17 protein-coding genes, 2 tRNA genes and 1 rRNA gene are annotated in these 18,571 nt (G+C 38.4%); 2 read left to right on the top strand and 18 right to left on the bottom strand.

Annotated elements, in window-relative coordinates:
* The 17 genes from ACE199_RS20050 to spoIIE form a co-directional block, all read right to left on the bottom strand.
* Positions 1-93 (bottom strand): 16S ribosomal RNA (locus tag ACE199_RS20050); the annotation flags it as partial.
* A 370-nt stretch (positions 94-463) separates the two neighbouring features.
* Positions 464-1,948, bottom strand: a complete 1,485-nt coding sequence (lysS, locus tag ACE199_RS20045) for a lysine--tRNA ligase (protein WP_127758636.1) — start codon at positions 1,946-1,948, stop codon at positions 464-466.
* Positions 1,949-2,158: 210 nt separating this feature from the next.
* Entirely contained in the window at positions 2,159-3,157 is a 999-nt protein-coding gene (gene dusB, locus ACE199_RS20040) for a tRNA dihydrouridine synthase DusB (protein ID WP_375351307.1), read from the bottom strand.
* A 1-nt stretch (position 3,158) separates the two neighbouring features.
* Positions 3,159-3,395, bottom strand: coding sequence for a helix-turn-helix domain-containing protein (locus tag ACE199_RS20035; protein WP_127758634.1), 237 nt, complete (start codon positions 3,393-3,395; stop codon positions 3,159-3,161).
* On the bottom strand, positions 3,347-3,874 hold the full coding sequence (gene folK / locus ACE199_RS20030; protein WP_375351306.1) for a 2-amino-4-hydroxy-6-hydroxymethyldihydropteridine diphosphokinase: 528 nt from the start codon (positions 3,872-3,874) through the stop codon (positions 3,347-3,349). The genes ACE199_RS20035 and folK overlap by 49 nt, the downstream gene beginning before the upstream one ends.
* A 2-nt stretch (positions 3,875-3,876) precedes the next feature.
* Complete coding sequence (gene folB / locus ACE199_RS20025; protein ID WP_252292509.1) at positions 3,877-4,236, bottom strand: dihydroneopterin aldolase; 360 nt, start codon at positions 4,234-4,236, stop codon at positions 3,877-3,879.
* Positions 4,229-5,074 (bottom strand): dihydropteroate synthase, encoded by an 846-nt coding sequence (gene folP, locus ACE199_RS20020; protein WP_375351305.1) that lies wholly within the window; start codon positions 5,072-5,074, stop codon positions 4,229-4,231. The genes folB and folP overlap by 8 nt, the downstream gene beginning before the upstream one ends.
* A 134-nt stretch (positions 5,075-5,208) precedes the next feature.
* A complete protein-coding gene (cysK, locus tag ACE199_RS20015; RefSeq protein ID WP_375351304.1) occupies positions 5,209-6,135 on the bottom strand; it encodes a cysteine synthase A in 927 nt (308 codons plus the stop codon).
* A 117-nt stretch (positions 6,136-6,252) separates the two neighbouring features.
* Positions 6,253-7,140, bottom strand: a complete 888-nt coding sequence (locus ACE199_RS20010; RefSeq protein WP_375351303.1) for a peptidyl-prolyl cis-trans isomerase — start codon at positions 7,138-7,140, stop codon at positions 6,253-6,255.
* 21 nt (positions 7,141-7,161) lie between these two features.
* Positions 7,162-8,040 carry an Hsp33 family molecular chaperone HslO gene (gene hslO / locus ACE199_RS20005; protein WP_375351302.1) on the bottom strand — a complete coding sequence of 293 codons (879 nt, stop codon included), beginning with the start codon at positions 8,038-8,040 and terminating at the stop codon, positions 7,162-7,164.
* A gap of 34 nt (positions 8,041-8,074) precedes the next feature.
* Complete coding sequence (locus tag ACE199_RS20000; RefSeq protein ID WP_127758627.1) at positions 8,075-8,854, bottom strand: type III pantothenate kinase; 780 nt, start codon at positions 8,852-8,854, stop codon at positions 8,075-8,077.
* A 167-nt stretch (positions 8,855-9,021) separates the two neighbouring features.
* On the bottom strand, positions 9,022-11,004 hold the full coding sequence (gene ftsH / locus ACE199_RS19995) for an ATP-dependent zinc metalloprotease FtsH (protein WP_375351301.1): 1,983 nt from the start codon (positions 11,002-11,004) through the stop codon (positions 9,022-9,024).
* A 105-nt stretch (positions 11,005-11,109) separates the two neighbouring features.
* Entirely contained in the window at positions 11,110-11,649 is a 540-nt protein-coding gene (hpt, locus tag ACE199_RS19990) for a hypoxanthine phosphoribosyltransferase (RefSeq protein WP_252295353.1), read from the bottom strand.
* A 32-nt stretch (positions 11,650-11,681) separates the two neighbouring features.
* Complete coding sequence (tilS, locus tag ACE199_RS19985; RefSeq protein WP_375351300.1) at positions 11,682-13,076, bottom strand: tRNA lysidine(34) synthetase TilS; 1,395 nt, start codon at positions 13,074-13,076, stop codon at positions 11,682-11,684.
* Positions 13,077-13,173: 97 nt separating this feature from the next.
* Positions 13,174-14,163: a serine/threonine protein kinase gene (locus tag ACE199_RS19980; protein ID WP_375351299.1), complete on the bottom strand. Its 990-nt coding sequence runs from the start codon at positions 14,161-14,163 to the stop codon at positions 13,174-13,176.
* Complete coding sequence (locus ACE199_RS19975; RefSeq protein ID WP_127758623.1) at positions 14,132-14,866, bottom strand: vWA domain-containing protein; 735 nt, start codon at positions 14,864-14,866, stop codon at positions 14,132-14,134. Before ACE199_RS19975 ends, ACE199_RS19980 begins: the two co-directional genes overlap by 32 nt.
* 66 nt (positions 14,867-14,932) lie before the next feature.
* Complete coding sequence (gene spoIIE / locus ACE199_RS19970) at positions 14,933-17,407, bottom strand: stage II sporulation protein E (RefSeq protein WP_375351298.1); 2,475 nt, start codon at positions 17,405-17,407, stop codon at positions 14,933-14,935.
* A 325-nt stretch (positions 17,408-17,732) separates the two neighbouring features.
* On the opposite strand from spoIIE, the gene ACE199_RS19965 reads away from it, so the two are divergent.
* Positions 17,733-17,806: transfer RNA gene (locus ACE199_RS19965), tRNA-Met, on the top strand.
* An 18-nt stretch (positions 17,807-17,824) separates the two neighbouring features.
* A tRNA-Glu gene (locus tag ACE199_RS19960) sits at positions 17,825-17,896 on the top strand.
* Positions 17,897-18,082: 186 nt separating this feature from the next.
* Here ACE199_RS19960 and ACE199_RS19955 read toward each other — a convergent pair.
* The gene (locus ACE199_RS19955) at positions 18,083-18,529 is read right to left on the bottom strand and encodes a S1 domain-containing RNA-binding protein (protein ID WP_375351297.1); all 447 of its coding nucleotides are present in this window, start codon (positions 18,527-18,529) and stop codon (positions 18,083-18,085) included.
* Positions 18,530-18,571: the final 42 nt, after the last annotated feature.

The raw sequence follows: 18,571 nt of genomic DNA, 5'->3' as shown, positions 1-18,571 counted from the left end.
CTCAGGGAGCAAGCTCCCATTGATTCGCTCGACTTGCATGTATTAGGCACGCCGCCAGCGTTCGTCCTGAGCCAGGATCAAACTCTCCGATAGAATTTGACTTGCTCATGTTGCACTTTTTTTTAATAGTGTGTGCTCACTTAAAAATTAACGTTGGCGCTTTGTTTTGTTCAGTTTTCAAAGAGCAATGTCCGTTACTTCTTAACGAAGCAACTTTTATATAATATCATTTTTACGAATCTTTGTCAACATTTTTTTAAGATTTGTTTTACTTTCTTAATCTGTATGTGACTCGCTCGTAACAACAGATATAAATATACCACCATTGTATCTTCGTTGCAATACTTTTTTTAAAAAATTATACAACTAGTTTTTGTAACTAAAAATATTAAATAAAAAATCGAATACGAAGCAGTCTTTTTAAAAGACTGTTCGTACTCGATTTAGTTTACCTTCTCTCCTATTAACGGTGACGCATTAATGGGAATAATAGAACATCGCGAATTGATGGAGAATTCGTTAATAGCATAACTAAACGATCGATACCAATTCCTAAACCACCAGTAGGTGGCATACCGTATTCTAATGCTTCAATGAAGTCTTCATCCATTTCATGCGCTTCATCGTTCCCTTGTTCACGTTCTACTAATTGTGCTTCGAAACGTTGACGCTGATCAATCGGATCATTTAACTCTGTGAAAGCATTTGCGTGTTCACGAGCTACAATGAACAACTCAAAGCGATCTGTGAAACGTGGATCTTCTGGATTTTTCTTCGCTAATGGTGAAATTTCAACTGGATGACCATAAATAAAAGTTGGTTGAATTAATTTTTCCTCTACCACTTGTTCAAAAAATTCATTTACAATATGGCCAAATTCCATCGTATCTTTTATTTCAATATTATGCTCTTTCGCTAATTGTTGAGCTTCTTCTTTCGTCATGTGCTTCCAGAAGTCTACACCTGTATATTCTTTAACCGCATCAACCATGTGAAGTCGTTTCCACTCAGGTTTTAAATCAATCTCATATTCACCGTATTGAATCGTTGTTGTACCTAGTACCTCTTGTGCTACATGTGCCACTAAGTTCTCTGTTAAACTCATAATGTCCTTATAATCTGCATACGCTTCATATAATTCAATCATTGTAAATTCAGGGTTGTGTCTTGTTGATACCCCTTCGTTACGGAATACACGGCCAATTTCATATACCTTTTCCATTCCGCCGACGATCAAACGCTTCAAATGAAGCTCAATCGCAATACGAAGGTGCAAAGGCATATCTAATGCATTGTGGTGTGTATTGAATGGACGAGCAGCCGCTCCACCAGCAACCGAATGCAACATTGGTGTTTCTACTTCCAAGAATCCTTGTCCATCTAAATAACGACGGATTTCTTGAATGATTTTACTGCGCAAAATAAAAGTATGCTTGCTTTCCTCATTCGTAATTAAGTCGACATAGCGTTTACGATAGCGCTCCTCAACATCCTTTAAACCATGGAATTTATCAGGAAGCGGACGAAGAGCTTTTGTTAAAAATACATACTCTTTTGCCTTGATTGAAAGCTCTCCTACATTTGTTTTAAACACAACACCTGTTACACCAACAAGGTCTCCTAAATCCGTTTGTCCGAAATCTTGATACGGTTCTTCACCGACTGCATCTTTTCTTACGTAGATTTGAATTTGCCCACTAATATCTTGAATATGCGCAAACCCAGCTTTTCCTTTTCCACGTTTCGTCATCACACGTCCTGCAATCGTTACCTGGATTTCTTTTTCTTCCAGCTCTTCCTTAGAAATGTCACCATACGCTTCTTTAATTTCTGCTGCTGTATGTGTACGATCAAAGCGGCTGCCAAATGGATCCTTCCCACCTTCTTGCATCGCTTGCATTTTATCTCGTCTTACTTGCAATTGGTCATTTAATTCTTCATGACTCATCGAATATCATCTCCGTCTGTATTTTTCAGCATTATATAACCGTATGCGATTGATTGTTTAACATCCTTATTTATTCTTACATAAAACAAAGAAATCGAACAAGCCTTTTAACTGAAATATTTACGTTTTCAGGCCATATAAAAACTGCCAGAAAATCCGGCAGTTGAAGTTAAGCGTATTATAGGGAAACGCCGACACAATGTCAAACGTTTACACCATTTGCATATTTTGTTCTTTCGCTTCAATTTCTTCTACAAGACCGTATAGAAGCTTCACAACATCTTCTCGTGTATTACATTCGTTAATCTCTTTACGTGCTTTTCCATTCCCTTGAACACCTTTTAAATACCAAGCAGCGTGCTTACGCATCTCACGTACTGCAATGTTTTCATTTTTCAAGGCAATAAGGCGGTCCATGTGGAGTACGCATACATCCATTTTTTCACGTACACTTGGCTCCGGCATTAGTACACCTGATTCTAAGTATTTAATAGTTTGGTAAATCATCCATGGATTTCCAAGTGCAGCACGACCAATCATAACACCATCAACACCGACCTCGTCTAGCATTCTTTTAGCGTCTTGAGGCGTTACAACATCCCCATTCCCGATAACCGGAATGTTCACTGCATTTTTCACATCTCGAATAATATCCCAGTTTGCTTTTCCTTCATACATTTGAACACGCGTTCTGCCGTGTACAGCTACCGCACTGCCGCCAGCACGTTCTACCGCTCTTGCATTCTCGACAGCAAAAATATGATCGTCATCCCAACCGATACGCATTTTCACCGTAACTGGTTTATCAACTGCATCAACAACCGCTGACACCATATCATAAATTTTATTTGGATCAAGCAGCCATCTTGCTCCTGCTTCACATTTAATAATTTTAGAAACGGGGCACCCCATATTAATATCAATAATATCAGCATTTGTGTTTTTATCCACAAACTTAGCCGCTTGCACAAGTGATTCTTTTTCGCCGCCGAAAATTTGTAAGCTCAATGGATTTTCACGTTCATCTATATATAGCATACCCATTGTTTTTTTGTTCTTAAGATTAATTCCTTTGTCACTGATCATTTCAGCACACACAAGTCCTGCGCCAAACTCCTTTACTGTTAAACGGAAAGCCGAATTGCAAACACCAGCCATAGGAGCCAGCACAACAGGATTACTTATTTCAACATTTCCAATCTTCAACAAACTATGGGCCTCCCTTACTTTTCTCTTTCTTATCATCTAGCGGTTGCAGCTCTTCTAATGACACACTGAGCATATCCGACACATCTTGTAAAAAATAATCTGGCGGTACCTTGTTTCCTCTTTCTACTTCACCTAAAAAAGAAACAGATACACCTATTTCTTTCGCAAATTGTTCTTGTGTAAATCCTTTTAACTTTCGAAAAGCCCGAATACGTCGTCCCCATTTTTCCGCTTCCATAATCGTACTCCTTCTTTATCCGGTATCTGATTTAGAATATCGTTCAAAGATGCGTTTACGTTCGGAAGTTTGATGTCTGGGTCTAATTCCAATAGTGGAACTATCACAAATGCTCTTTCTTGCATCCGAGGATGTGGAACAGAAAGACTCTCTGTCTCAATATTTTCTTGATTATATAACAAAATGTCAAGGTCTAAGGTCCGAGGTCCCCATCTAATTTCCCTTTTTCTCCCTAATTTTGTTTCGATACTCAAACAAGTTTGCAGCAATTCTTCGGGGCTTAAAGAAGTAAAAACTTTAATTACCGCATTTAAAAAGCAGTCTTGATCTGTATATCCTACAGGATCTGTTTCATACAAAGATGAAGAGCTAACAACTTTTACCAATTTGTTACTATCTAATAATCGAAGCGCTTCATGAAAAGTAGCAAGTCGATTGCCGATGTTGGACCCAATCGAAAGGTATGCGATATTCTCCATCGTTATCTCCCTCTCGTAATTTCAATTGCAACCGATTTATAATGCCCTCGTATCGGCGGATTAGGCTTGATTACTTTTACCGTACAATTTTGAACGCTAGGGAATTTCTCCAATAGCTTTGTTGAAATGGTTTCAGCAACTGCTTCAAGCAGCTTCATCGGCTCTCCTTCCACAATCCCTTGAACTACTTCAAATAATTCACCATAGTTAATAGAATCATCTAAGCAATCCGTTTGACCTGCTTTTGCTAAATCCGTCTCCACTACTATATCAACAACAAATCGTTGTCCAAGTTTTGTTTCTTCTGGAAACACACCATGATATCCATAAAACTCCATTTCATTTAAATAAATTTTATCCACTGTATTCTCCTTTCTTAACAAGCGCATCCATCATCTTTGCTGTACGCGCCATTTCTTTCACATCATGTACTCGAACAAGCTGGCACCCTTGTCCAATACCGAAACAAATCGTAGCAGCTGTTCCTTCTACACGCTCTACCGGCGGCAAATCTAGTACATGTCCGATCATAGATTTACGAGATGTAGCCAGCAAGACCGGATAACCTAATGCCACAAGCGTATCAAGATTTCGCATCATTTCTAAATTCAATGTGACATCTTTGGCAAATCCAATCCCTGGATCCAAGATAATTTGTTCCTCTCTTACACCGGCCGCTTTTACAAGAGCGATGCTTTCATACAAGTCTTGCAGTGCATCACGCATAAAATGTTGATAGGTTTGCCCCTCCCGATTGTGCATGAGGATAATCGGCACTTGATATTGAGCTGCGACATTTGCCATTTCAGGGTCAGCCTTCGCTCCCCATATATCATTAATAATATGAGCACCTGCTTCAATCGCAGCTTTTGCGACCTTTGATTTATACGTATCAATTGAAAGCGGGACATCAATCCGTTTAGAGATCGCTTCAATAACAGGTGCGACACGCTCTATTTCTTCTTCATCTGAAATTCGCTCATAGTTCGGGCGTGTTGACTCTCCCCCGATATCGATTAAATCTGCTCCATCCTCTACCATTTGCTCTGCATGTCGCAAAGCTGCATCAATATGATCGTAGCGACCGCCATCTGAAAAAGAATCTGGTGTAACATTTAAAATGCCCATAATATACGTTTTCTTTTGATAATCAAGCGTATAAGGGCCGCATTTTGTTTGCAAAGTACTTATTCCCGACATTTCTTACTCTCCTTCGTCTCATCAAAAAATTCACATACTGAGTGTACTCACTTTCAAAGGCAAAACGCAAGTTACACAACTAAAAAAAGCAAAGCCCCTAAAGGAACTTTGCTTTTTTATTATTCCTATCAAGATTATTCAAAGTGATAAAGAGGTGTACTTAAATAACGCTCTCCGTTACTTGGAATAATAGCTAGTACTTTTTTACCTTTACCTAACTCTTTAGCTACCTTAATTGCAGCACTAATCGCAGCTCCTGAAGAAATACCACCTAAGATTCCTTCTTCTTTCGCAGCACGGCGAGCATATTCAAATGCTTCTTCCGTTGTAATTTGAATAATTCCATCATATAACTCAGTATTCAAGATGCTTGGTACAAAACCTGCACCAATTCCTTGAATTTTATGAGGGCCTGGTTTTCCACCTGATAAAACTGGAGAATCTTTCGGCTCCACTGCGTAAATCTTAATGTTTGGATATTTCTCACGTAATACTTCACCAGCACCTGTAATTGTTCCACCTGTACCGATACCAGCAATGAAAGCATCTAATCCTTCATCACCAAAAGCTTCAACAATCTCAGGACCTGTTGTTTGACGGTGAACTTCAGGGTTTGCTGTATTGTTAAATTGTTGAGGTAAGAAATAGCCTTTTTCTTTTGCTAATTCTTCCGCTTTAGCAATAGCACCTTTCATACCTTCTGGCCCTGGAGTAAGAACTAATTCCGCACCATATGCACGAAGTAAGTTACGACGCTCTAAGCTCATTGTTTCTGGCATAACAAGAATGGATTTATATCCTTTAGCAGATGCAACTAACGCTAGACCAATTCCTGTATTTCCACTTGTAGGCTCAATAATTGTATCGCCCTCTTTTAATTGACCGCTTTTTTCAGCCGCCTCAACCATTGCAAGTGCAATACGATCTTTTACACTGCTCCCTGGGTTAAAATACTCTAGTTTCAAGTAAATATCTGCGATGTTTTCTTCTGGAATTCTGTTTAATTTTACAATTGGTGTTTGACCAATTAATTCAAGTACGGAATTAGCAATACGTGCCATTTCGTTCACTCCTTCAATTTTAAATACCTAGTAAGTGTATTGGTTTTATTAATTTAAAATTATCAGATTGTATAGACTATTGTCAACTATTTTCTACTTTCTTCTAGTAATTTTTACTTATTTCGCACCATAAAACCATTCAACTTCTAGTTCATCCCAAAATATTTCGCTAGATACAGATGTTTGAATATGTTCCATAGCTAATTGACGACGAATCTGTTGTTTCACTTCATCATAAGAGAATTGCTCTCCTTTAATTTTTTCATGAAGATATAGAACCGCCCAGCCTTCTTCAATTTGAATCGGTTTGCTCCAATCATTTATTTTCATTGATGCCGCCGTCTCAATATAGACCTTTGGCACTCGTTCATTATCTTCAGAAATGAAACCCATCGCTCCGCCTTGATTAGCTGTAAACTCATCAAGAGATTTCTCCATAGCTAACACCTGAAAAGAAACGCCCTTTGTCAGCTCTTTCACCACTTTATCCGCCTCACTTTTTGTCGCTGTTGTTAAGTGAGAAATTCGATAAGTAGTCGGGATTCGAAATAAATCCTGATTGTCGTTATAATAGTTTTTTATTTCTGTTTCCGATATGCTGACATCTTTCGTCAAAATCTCTTCTAATAATAAGTCCGCTTTGATTTGAGCCTTTCTCTGATCTTCAGACTGACTTTGTGATTGTTCGTAGGTTCCATATAAAGTTTTCATTATCTTATATTCTCGCTCAATTTCCTGGTCTGTGACGCTTATATCATATTTCTCAGCCATTTGTTTTACGACTTCCTCATCAACCATCTCTTTGAGCACATCTTTCCCGTACCGTTGTTCTAGCTCGTTTATCCAACTCTCTCTTGAGATACCTACATCACCAATTTGAGCTACCGTTTCTCCTCCGCCAACCGTTCGAGAATTAAACATCGGCCAAATCGCAAATACGACAATCGTAATCAAATTTAACAAAGCAAGACCAGCAACCATAGATCTTAACCGCTTCTTCGACAACTATCCTTCCCCCGTTGGCCTTTATTTTGCTTCTGCCGCTAATTCCTCAAGCTCTTCTTTAGAAAATTGATATTTTTCATTACAAAAGTGACACTGTGCTTCCGCCTTACCTTCTTCTTCAATAATGTCCTGAATTTCTGCTTTCCCTAAGCTGATTAAGGCATTTGAAATTCTCTCTCTTGAACATTGGCATTGAAACGATACTGGCATTTTCTCTAACACCTTTACATTTCCTTCTCCTAAAAGTTGGTCCAAAATTTCTTCAGGCGTTAATCCCGCTTGAATCATTTTTGAAACAGGCGGAATGCTCTGTAATCGATTTTCAATTTCTGTAATAGTTGAATCGTCTGTTCCGGGCATTAATTGAATAATAAAACCACCAGCTGTTTGAATAGAGTTATCCGGATTCACAAGCACGCCTACACCTACTGATGACGGAACTTGCTCTGAAGTAGCAAAATAGTAAGTGAAATCTTCACCAAGCTCTCCTGATATAATCGGAACTTGGCCAGTAAAGTGATCACGTAATCCAATATCCTTTACAATCGTTAACATCCCATCGGTACCGACTGCTCGTCTTACATCCAATTTACCATGCTCATTTAAATCGAAATGAACGTGTGGATTCGTTACATAGCCACGCACTTCACCTTTTGCATTGCTATCCACTAGAATGGCACCGATTGGCCCGCCACCTTCGATTTTAATCGTGAGCTTTTCCTCACCTTTTAACATGGCTCCCATCATCAAACCCGCTGTCATAGCACGACCTAATGCAGCAGAAGCAGTTGGCCATGTATAATGACGGCGCTGAGCTTCTCCCACTGTTTCTGTCGTAGAAACGGCATACGCACGCACCTGTCCATTATATCCCAACGCTTTTACTAAATAATCTTTCACTACTTTTGCCCCTTTCCTAGCTGCCTTTAATTCTTTAATTCTTTACTTGTTCACGATTCCGCTTATAAATTAACTGAAGTCCCTTTAACGTTAAAAACGGTTCTACAATATCAATCGCTGTGGATTCATTAGCAATTAACGGTGCAAGTCCTCCTGTCGCGATAACAAGCGGCTCGATTTTACTTTGCTCCTTAATTCGAGCAACAATGCCTTCTACTTGTCCTACATAACCATATAAAATACCAGACTGCATGGCTGAAACAGTATTTTTACCAATTACACCCTCCGGACGGCTAATTTCAATTCTCGGTAGCTTCGCTGCTTTTGAATAAAGAGCCTCCGTTGAAATATTAATCCCAGGGGCAATTGCTCCACCCATATATTGTTTGTCTTCATTAATGTAACAATAAGTTGTTGCTGTTCCAAAATCCACAATAATGAGAGGGCTTCCAAATTCGTGAATACCAGCAACAGCATTCACAATTCGGTCCGCACCTACTTCACGTGGGTTTTCATATTTAATGTCTAACCCTGTCTTAATACCTGGTCCAACAACTAACGGCTTAATACCAAAATATTTCTTACACATTCTCTCTAGCGCAAACATAATAGGAGGCACAACAGAAGATATAATCATGCCATCAAATTGGTCAAAAGATAGCCCCTCATGCTGTAATAAAGATTTAATGATCATTCCATACTCATCTTCTGTCTTATGACGATTTGTCTCAATTCGCCAATGATATTTCAAAATATCATCCTCATATACCCCTAAGACTGTATTTGTATTTCCAACATCTAATACAAAAATCATCGTTCTATCCCCCTAATAAATTATTCTCCTACGTCACACTTAATCATTATTTTACACGATAATAGAAGTAAAACGAAAGTATCTTGTCATATTCTGAGAATAAGATAAGTAATTACTAAGCGAGAAAAAGGTATTCCATCTAGGAATACCTTTTTCTCGTTATACAATCATAACTTATTATCTGTATCTTTTGGACCCTTTTCTAAAGAAGGTGCTTGATTCCCTTCAAAAGGTGTCGAATCTTCTTTTTTGGCATTAATCTTTACCTTTACATCATCGTCTGAAGCAAGATTTCCATTAAGGGCTACATAATCACGATCCGGTAGTTTCCCCTCACGGTACAGACTTTGGATTTGTTCTTGGTCTAGTGTTTCCACATCAAGTAACGTTCTTGCTACTAAATCTAACTTCTCACGATTTTTTGTAAGAATTTGCTTACATCTTTCATAAGACTCATTAATGATTCGTTGTACTTCTAAATCAATTTCATAAGCAATCTTATCGGAGTAATTTTGTTCGTTATTAAAATCACGACCTAAAAATACTTGACCTTGAGAGCTTCCGAATTGAAGCGGACCTAACTTACTCATCCCGTACTCCATAACCATACTGCGAGCAATACCAGTAGCACGTTGGAAATCGTTATGAGCACCTGTACTTGCCTCACCAAACGTAATTTCTTCCGCTACACGTCCACCAAGCAAACCAACAATTTTATCCTTCAGCTCTGGCTCTGTCATAAAGAAACGATCTTCCTTCGGCAACATTACCGCATACCCGCCTGCTTGACCACGTGGAACAATCGTTACCTTATGCACCACTTCTGCATCATCCAATACTAAACCGATAATTGTATGCCCTGCTTCATGCCAAGCTACAATATTACGCTCTTTCTTAGAAATAACACGCGTTTTCTTAGCAGGTCCTGCAATAACACGGTCAGATGCTTCATCTAAGTCAGACATATCAATTGTTTTCTTATTCTGACGAGCTGCCACAAGAGCCGCTTCATTTAATAAGTTTTCAAGGTCCGCTCCAGAGAATCCTGGTGTACGTTGTGCAATAGCCTTTAGATCAACACTATCTGCTAATGGTTTATTACGAGCATGTACTTTTAATACTTCTTCACGACCTTTTACATCTGGGCGACCAACTGTAATTTGACGGTCAAAACGGCCCGGTCTTAATAACGCAGGGTCAAGAATGTCTGCACGGTTTGTTGCAGCAATCATGATAATCCCTTCATTTCCACCAAAACCATCCATTTCAACAAGCAATTGGTTAAGCGTTTGTTCACGCTCATCATGCCCGCCTCCAAGTCCTGCACCACGTTGGCGTCCAACAGCATCAATTTCGTCAATAAAGATAATACACGGCGCATTTTTCTTAGCATTTTCAAACAAATCACGCACGCGCGAAGCTCCTACCCCGACAAACATCTCAACGAAATCTGAACCACTGATAGAGAAGAATGGAACACCCGCTTCACCAGCTACTGCTTTCGCAAGTAATGTTTTACCCGTACCAGGAGGCCCCACTAAAAGCACCCCTTTTGGTATACGAGCACCTAGCTCAGCGAACTTTCGAGGGTCTTTTAAAAATTCAACCACTTCGACAAGCTCCTGCTTCTCTTCATCTGCTCCTGCTACATCATTGAAGCGAACTTTCTTCTTATCATCATTGTATAGCTTCGCTTTACTTTTCCCAAAGTTCATTACACGGCCGCCGCCGCCACCTTGAGCTTGGTTAAGTAAGAAGAAAAAGAGAATGAAGATGATAACAAATGGAATAATTCCTGTAAAGAACGTTACCCAACCACTTGTTTTTTCCGCAGGTTTTACATCAAATTTTTCAATTCCTTGCTTGTCAACAATCTCACCAATTTTTGCTTGATAATATTCATTTGGTGGGATATATGTTACAAAATATTGACCTTCTTTATACCCTTCAAGCTGCCCTATAATTTCATAAACGCCACTTTCAGGCTGCATGGTTAATGATTTTACTTTCCCATCTTCCAAGTTTTTATAAAGCTGGTCTTGGGTAATAGTCTCAGTCGGTTCATTGTTATTGTTAAAAATACTAACAATCCCAATAATGACCAAAAAGATCAATAAATAAAATATCGTATTACGGAAGATCCGATTCATACCCTACCTCCTCCCATGAGTCAACAAACTATAGTAAATAGTATCATAGAAAATTATTCGTTTACAATATTTTAACACCGCTGTTTTTATTGGTGTTCAGCTGAATCAGCTGTTGTAAATCTCAGGCTTTAATACGCCGATATAAGGTAGATTACGGTATCTTTCTGCATAATCCAAGCCATAGCCAACAACAAAGGCATCTGGCACGATAAAACCTGCATAATCTGGTTTTATATCTACTTTTCTTCCTGTAGGCTTATCTAACAATGTCACGATTCTGACCGATTTAGCTTTGCGGTATCGGAATAATTCCGCCAAGTAGCTTAATGTTAAACCGCTATCAATAATATCTTCAATAATCAAGACATCTCTGCCTTCTACAGATGCGTTCAAATCTTTAACGATTTTCACTTCACCAGAAGATACAGTCGAGTTACCATAGCTTGAAACATCCATGAAGTCCATTTCTAAATGGGTATCCATTCTTTTTAATAAGTCACTCATAAACGGCAGAGCTCCTTTTAACACTCCAACAGCTAATGGAAATTTATCTTGGTAGTCATTTTCAAGCTGTACTGCTAATTCCTTAATTTTACTTTGAAGTTCTTCCTCAGTTATTAACACTTTTTCAATGTCATTTTTCATGGTCATTGTTATTAATTGCCCCCTATGAAGAATTAAGCTTTCTTATATTGTAAATAAATTAAAGACGATTCATCGATTACACTTTCTGATTCTATGTAGGATTTTTTTAGACCCGGAAGCCAAATGATGTGTCCCATTCCATCGACAACAATAGGCCAATCATTTCGTTTGAAAATAGGGACCTTCTCATCAATAAAAATATCCTTTATTTTCTTTGTCCCGCCTAAACCTTTGACTTTCATGCGATCCCCCATATGTCTTGTACGGACCGTTAAAGGAAAAGTAACCATCGAGTAAGGAATAATACAAGAATCATTTCCACTTATAGCAGGAATGTCTCCTTCTATATACTGTGCTTTAATCTTATATCCATTCGGAAGAAACGTATCACCAGGAATTTGTAATAAAAGGGAATAATTCACGGTTTCCCGTTTAAAAAAACGAAAGGTACATATATGATACGATTTTTCTACAATGAGGCCCTCCGGAAGATGCAATTCAGCAGATGGTTGAGGATTCAAAAATAAAGCTAAAAGCTGATCAATATGTAGTGCTGAAAGCGATGATGGTCTATCTAAGTAAAGATAATTTAATATTAGTTGAATCGCTCTCCTTTGTAAAGGCTTAGGCATCGCAAGTATGGAATCAATCTGAATAGATGCATAACCTTTCTCTTTTTTCACCCAAATCCCATCCATTTTTTTCAAAACCAAGTCGTGCAAAAAAGCTTCATCTTCGTAAATTTCTTCACTGAAACGTTGAAATTGTTCATGAACAAGCGGATTTTCTTGCTTTAAAAAAGGCAATACCTCATGTCGAAAGCGATTTCTTACATAATCGTTTTTGGCATTACTAGGATCTACCCTCGGCTGCAAGTAATGAGTCCTAGCATATTCATAAATATCTGCCTTTGTTACAGCAAGAAATGGTCGAACAATTTCCCCATTCTTGAACGGACGTTTCAATGGAATACCAGCTCTCGCTGTTCCGGTTGCTCCCCTTGTCATACGCATCAGCATCGTTTCTACTTGATCATCACCGTGATGACCAAGAACAAGCGTCGAACACCCGTATTTCTTCATCAATTCTGCAAAAAATTCAAAGCGTAATTTCCTTGCAGCAAGCTGCGTGCTCTCACCTGTCTGTTTCATATGTGCCGGTACATCGATTCGACACCCTTCAAATACAATGTCCCATTCTTTACAAATCTTCTCTACAAACAAATAATCTTCATAAGACTCTTCTCCACGAAACATGTGATCGACATGAGCCACAAAAAGGTCCCACTCCATTACCTTCTGCAATTGTTTCAGAACATGTAACAATACAAGTGAATCAGGGCCTCCTGAAACCCCTACTAATAACTTTGCATTCTTTTCTATTAACTTATGCTTATGAATGACATGAAGCACTTTATGCTGTAACATACTCTCTTCCTTCTTTGTTGACAGTCTGCCCATCTCCCTCTATGTATACGATTCAACAGGCGAATTGTTTCAATTTTTTTGTATATAATTTACTATATCATAACAATTGATCATACATGTAAAGAGCGTACAACAAAGAAATAACTGCTACAAGGACAAACGTTTCCACAAAGTGACCTTTCTTTTTTTGTCTTGCCTTTTGCTGCAGACGACTTGCTTGTTTTGTTGATTGAGCTGGTTTAGTTTTTTGCACTTTTTGCGTTTTGGGAATGGGTTGATCACTTGGTTGACTTAAAATAGTAATTAAATCTTGGCGCATTTCTTCTGCTAATGTATATTTCCCAAGCAATGCTTTTTCCAACATCTTTCGATAGGGCTTCAATACTTGCTTCTGAATAATTCGCTCTTTTAATTGCATGTACCCTTCCCCTTTTTTAGAAAAGCGAGTTGGATAAGCAGCATTAAGCATAATCATCGCTACAGCAAACAAGTCATATGATGGATCTGCTTTACGAGAACCTAATCCCCAGTATCCCCTATCAAAAAATTCGGTAAACTCTTTAATAGCACGTCCTATCGCTGTTGTTCCTCCTACATCGACACAACGTACTTGGTAAGCAGGCATGGAGACAATTAAATTCTCTGGTTTTAAGTCCCCAAACACCCAGCCATGTTTATGTAATTCCACTAAACTCGTTAGAAGCTGCAGCATAAGCACACCAATCCAAGCTGCTCCCTTCTTCTCTATAAACTCTAAAAGCCCTTCGCCTTTAATATACTCCATTACATAAAACGGCAAAGTAGAACCTTGTCGCTGAAAATCATCCGCTTCCAAAAAATAAGGTCCAATGGCAGACCCATGGACCTTAGAAAAGGATTTAAGAGTATTCATCTCAGAAATAATGGACGTACCATTGTCACTTAGTTTTAAGGCAAATGGCTGATTTTTACTTTCAACTAAGTAGACAACTCCATTTGCACCGTATCCTAACTCCTTGATAACTGTGTACTCATTTGCATTCCATTTTCCGGTAATGCGATCACCTTTTTTAAGTTTACATTGAGTCCTCATAGTATTGTTCATCATGTGATAATAAGCCCCTTAATGAACGCTTTTTATTAAAATATGATAATGCTTCACGAATGGCTGGACCTGTTGGCGTAATCCCTCCTGTTGTTAACTTTGGAAAGATTTTTGATAATGCATTAAGCTCTGGCGTCCATTCTAGTAATTTTTCAACATCTTTCTTTTTCCCGGGAAATACAAAAACAGAAAAGCGATTTTCACCTATTCTTGCATTCATACTGAGTGATAAGTCGAGCAGCGAATCCTTTACTGTTGGCAATTTATGCTTCATGCTGGCACTTGTATCCACAAGCACTAATACTTCAAGCTTACTCGTTTCTCCAAGCTCATCGACCACCTCCATCACTTCTCCTCGTGTATCCGGCGGTAAATCCTCAAGCTTCTTAGACTCTCCTAATATGTGCTTAAGCTCTCGATTAATCACCCCTTGTATCGTTTGAGTCATCGCTTTTTGTGTTACCATTTGAACAGTTTGTGATAATTGCTGTGCATACACAATTTGACTTACACCACCACCTGATAACGCAATATTTTCAATTTCTTTTATCCCTTTTTCATCAATGACATCATTTTCTACAACACCAATCACATTTACTGTAATCCCCCGCTCGCGAGCCAATGCTGCCATCGCTGCAGGATCTTCCCCTTGATTTGAGCAACCATCCGTAATGAGCAATATTTGACGCAATGTTCCTGCTTCCATGTGTCAGTCTCCCTTCTTTCAGTCTTTTAACATAATTGACTAAAATAGGGTTATTTATACAAATTATCACTGCGCTTTTTTACGTTTAGATGCGACCGGAATAGATGCCCACTTCGGTGTATTGTGCATAATTTTCGCTGTCACAATCGTCATGTCATCGTCAATTACTCCTTTCGTTCGAATGACTTCTTCTAAAATTAAATCGGAAATCTCTTGTGGATCATCTGTTTTCAGCTCTTTAATTTTCCGCTTCATCCAAAATTCAATATTTTCGATATGATCTGGTCCTTCAAAAATACCATCGCTCATCATGATCAGCACATCGCCTGCTTTCAGCTGTTCTGATACTACATCTACATCAAAGTCTTCAATAATCCCCATTGGTAAGTTACTAGATTCAATTTTAATAATTTTATCTCCTCTTTTTATGAAACTTGGAATCGAACAGACTTTTAAAAATTTTGCTTTAGCATCTTGTAAATCAATCATGGCTAAATCCAGCGTTGAAAAAATTTCATCGGTCGTGCGGAGAGATAATACGGAGTTTACTGATTTAATAGCAATCTTCTCTTCAATCCCTGACTGTAAAAACTTTTGTAACAGCTTTAATGTTTCCATGCTTTCGAAATGTGCTCTTTCTCCGTTACCCATTCCATCACTAATAGCTACTGCATATTTACCACTCCCAATCTCAAGTGTTGTATAGCTATCTCCCGAAACAAGACCGCCCCCTTTGGCCGCATGAGCAACACCCGTTTCAACTACAAACTTTTTAGCTGAACGAAAAACGACTTCGCATTCCCCAGCTGGATTCGTTGCACATTGCTCTGAATGAACAACTACAGTTTCTCCTAATATATCTGATAGCATTGGTGCTATTAACTTTTCACACTCTCCTCTCCCTTGGCAGTAAGGTACTCTCATTTCAATATCGACATTCCCTTGATCTAAGTTATAGATTTCAATATGGCCAATATGAAGGCCAAAATCTTGAATCGCCTCCATAATTAATTCTTCATGTTGATGATGGCTTTGCCTTTCTCTTTGAATTTCTTTAGCGAAGTCCTCCATAACTGCGGATACTCCCCGCAATTGATCTGCAACTAATCTTCTGCTCTCCCTTACCTTTCTTTTTAATTTTTGATTAGCCTCATAAAAAGTAAGCTCATGTGCAATGGCCGCAATGACTCTAGGACCTGAGCGGCAATATTTCCCCCACTCATTCGCCGTTTTTTGTGGAAGCTGCCCATCATTTTCACTAAGTTGATACATAATTTCGTGCATGCCTTCATAAGTTGTATTAAAGTTCTTCACCCAACATTGTTCTTTTCTAAAGCACATTTGACACGTCTTTTCAGTCACATTCCCTAAAAAGTAATCAAATTCTTTTTCTTCTTCCTCCTTTATTCCATATTCATCTATTTGTGAGAAACTGTTAGACAGAGCTTCAAACACGTGAGAAAATTGCTCGACTCGTTGAGCTGTTACATCACGAACTTTACGAGCATATTGCTGTTGCTCATCCATATGCTCTGTCGTCCCAGGGATATGTTTGGAAATTTTATGAATTAATGAAGTAGGAGTTAAGAGAAATAATGCGACTGCAATTAATGATTCATAGAGAGTGATCATAATATTGCTTGTCCCTTCACCGTATAAACCAATTAACAGCGTCGCAATTAATAAACCAATTGCAACCCCGGCTTTTTTCCCTTCCTTTAATAGGCCCCCAAGTAAACCTGCAAAAGCAAGTAAACTCATCTGATAGAGACTAGCTATACTTGCTAAACTAAATATTAAACCTGTGACGACTCCTACGGTTGAACCGATAGCCGCACCACCTGCCAGTCCAAATAAAAGTACAAGGTATCGTGAAAGAACATGGTCTAATGATATATCATAAAAGACCCAACCTATCGTTCCTGTCATCACAGAAGCCAGCAAAATAATAATGCTAATAATTTCTTCTGTTTTTAACGTTGGTGATCTTTTTCTAATCGATAGAAGTGGAATAGATTGAATAAAGATTAACGTTAAAATCATCGCTAATCCCGCTTCAACGCCAATCATCATAAGATCGTAGAGTTGAATGGATTGAAAGATAAGATAGTGCTCGGCTAAATTGACCAAGAATAAGGAAGTAAATACATACAGTGCGATTGTCTTAAATTGCCCCTCGATATCCGGCTTCCTTATTTTATGAAGGATAAGGAATAAAAAGACTGATCCAAAGATGACAAGACTGTTAGAATAATGAAGAGTAAGAGCTCCTGCAAGTAAACCAATGAGAGCTAATGGTGCATGATCTCTTCGTACTAAGAAAACAGCTGCGAAAAACGGTAGTGCAAATGGAGCTAGTTGTGAGAGAATTAAGGCTCTTCCTAAAAGAAAGCCAATAATAGCTACTGGAATTCCTTTATTTGAAAATAAATCTTCCATTTTAACCTGCAGCTTTTGAAACCAATTAATGGCCCCTGCCTTCACATTCTTCAGTTGAACTTCACCTAAAGGCTCTATTAAGCTTCGATTCACTTTTTCCATTACACACACTCCTATCCTTCTTAGTGTGTTTTATTATAAAGAGTGCTTGTTCAATTTTTTGTCATAATTTTAAAAGTGTCTATAAAAAATGTTCGACGGAATTCTCCTTGAACATCCACATGTATACAGGTTTTTAAAGGCGTATGGACCTTTTCCAAACATTCACATCCATTTCCTATTCAAAATCCCCCTTTTTTTAGCTGATTTTCGCAAAAAATCATTAGTATATTTTTCCTAATGCTAGAAAACGACAAAAGGTTAATTTTTTATTGACAATTTTATAAGGCGATTGTAAGATATATCTTGTGCTCAAAAAGAGTATCATGGCGGTGTAGCTCAGCTGGCTAGAGCGTACGGTTCATACCCGTGAGGTCGGGGGTTCGATCCCCTCCGCCGCTATCTTTCATTTTTTAAATAGGCCCCTTGGTCAAGCGGTTAAGACACCGCCCTTTCACGGCGGTAACACGGGTTCGAATCCCGTAGGGGTCATCATCAAAAATGCCTTAGGCTCATTCTCTATTAATAGAAGAAGACCTAAGGCATTTTTTATAGCTTTATAAAACAGATTTATAGAAAGTTTGACCATAAAAAAACAAGCCCTTTAAGGCTTGCCTTTATATAAAATATGAAATGGTTTCACAGGATCATTGCTAGAATATGATTTTCAGCAGCAGTCTACCCGCGTCTTCCTCCTCTACCTCCCCGTTTTGTTTCGGTATTGCGTTTGAGGGAAGATAAGCGGTCTTCACTATCTTTTAAGAACTTTGCCATTTTGGTCTCAAAATTTTCCTTTGGACGGAAATTATCTTTAGAACGAAAATCCTTAGAACGGTCATTTCCTCTATTTTGGCGTGGACGTTGTGAATAAGATGATTGTCCTTCTGGACGATCTTTTGCTTTCTTAATAGATAAGCCGATTTTACCATCTTTCTCAACATTAATGACCTTTACCTCTACAGCATCGCCTACTTTAAGATGATCATTAATATCTTTTACATAGTTATCAGCTACTTCACTGATATGGACAAGTCCCGTTGCACCTTCAGGTAATTCTACGAACGCACCAAAATTTGTAATGCCTGTTACTTTACCTTGTAACTTGCTGCCTACTTCGATTGACATAAAAAAAATGTTCCTCCTTAGAAATGTTCAAAATCGCTTCAC

The sequence above is a fragment of the Peribacillus sp. Hz7 genome (assembly GCF_042136355.1).
Lineage (GTDB): Bacteria > Bacillota > Bacilli > Bacillales > DSM-1321 > Peribacillus > Peribacillus asahii_A.
The sequence above is the reverse complement of the archived record's forward strand: the minus strand, read 5'-3'. Positions and strand labels throughout refer to the sequence as shown.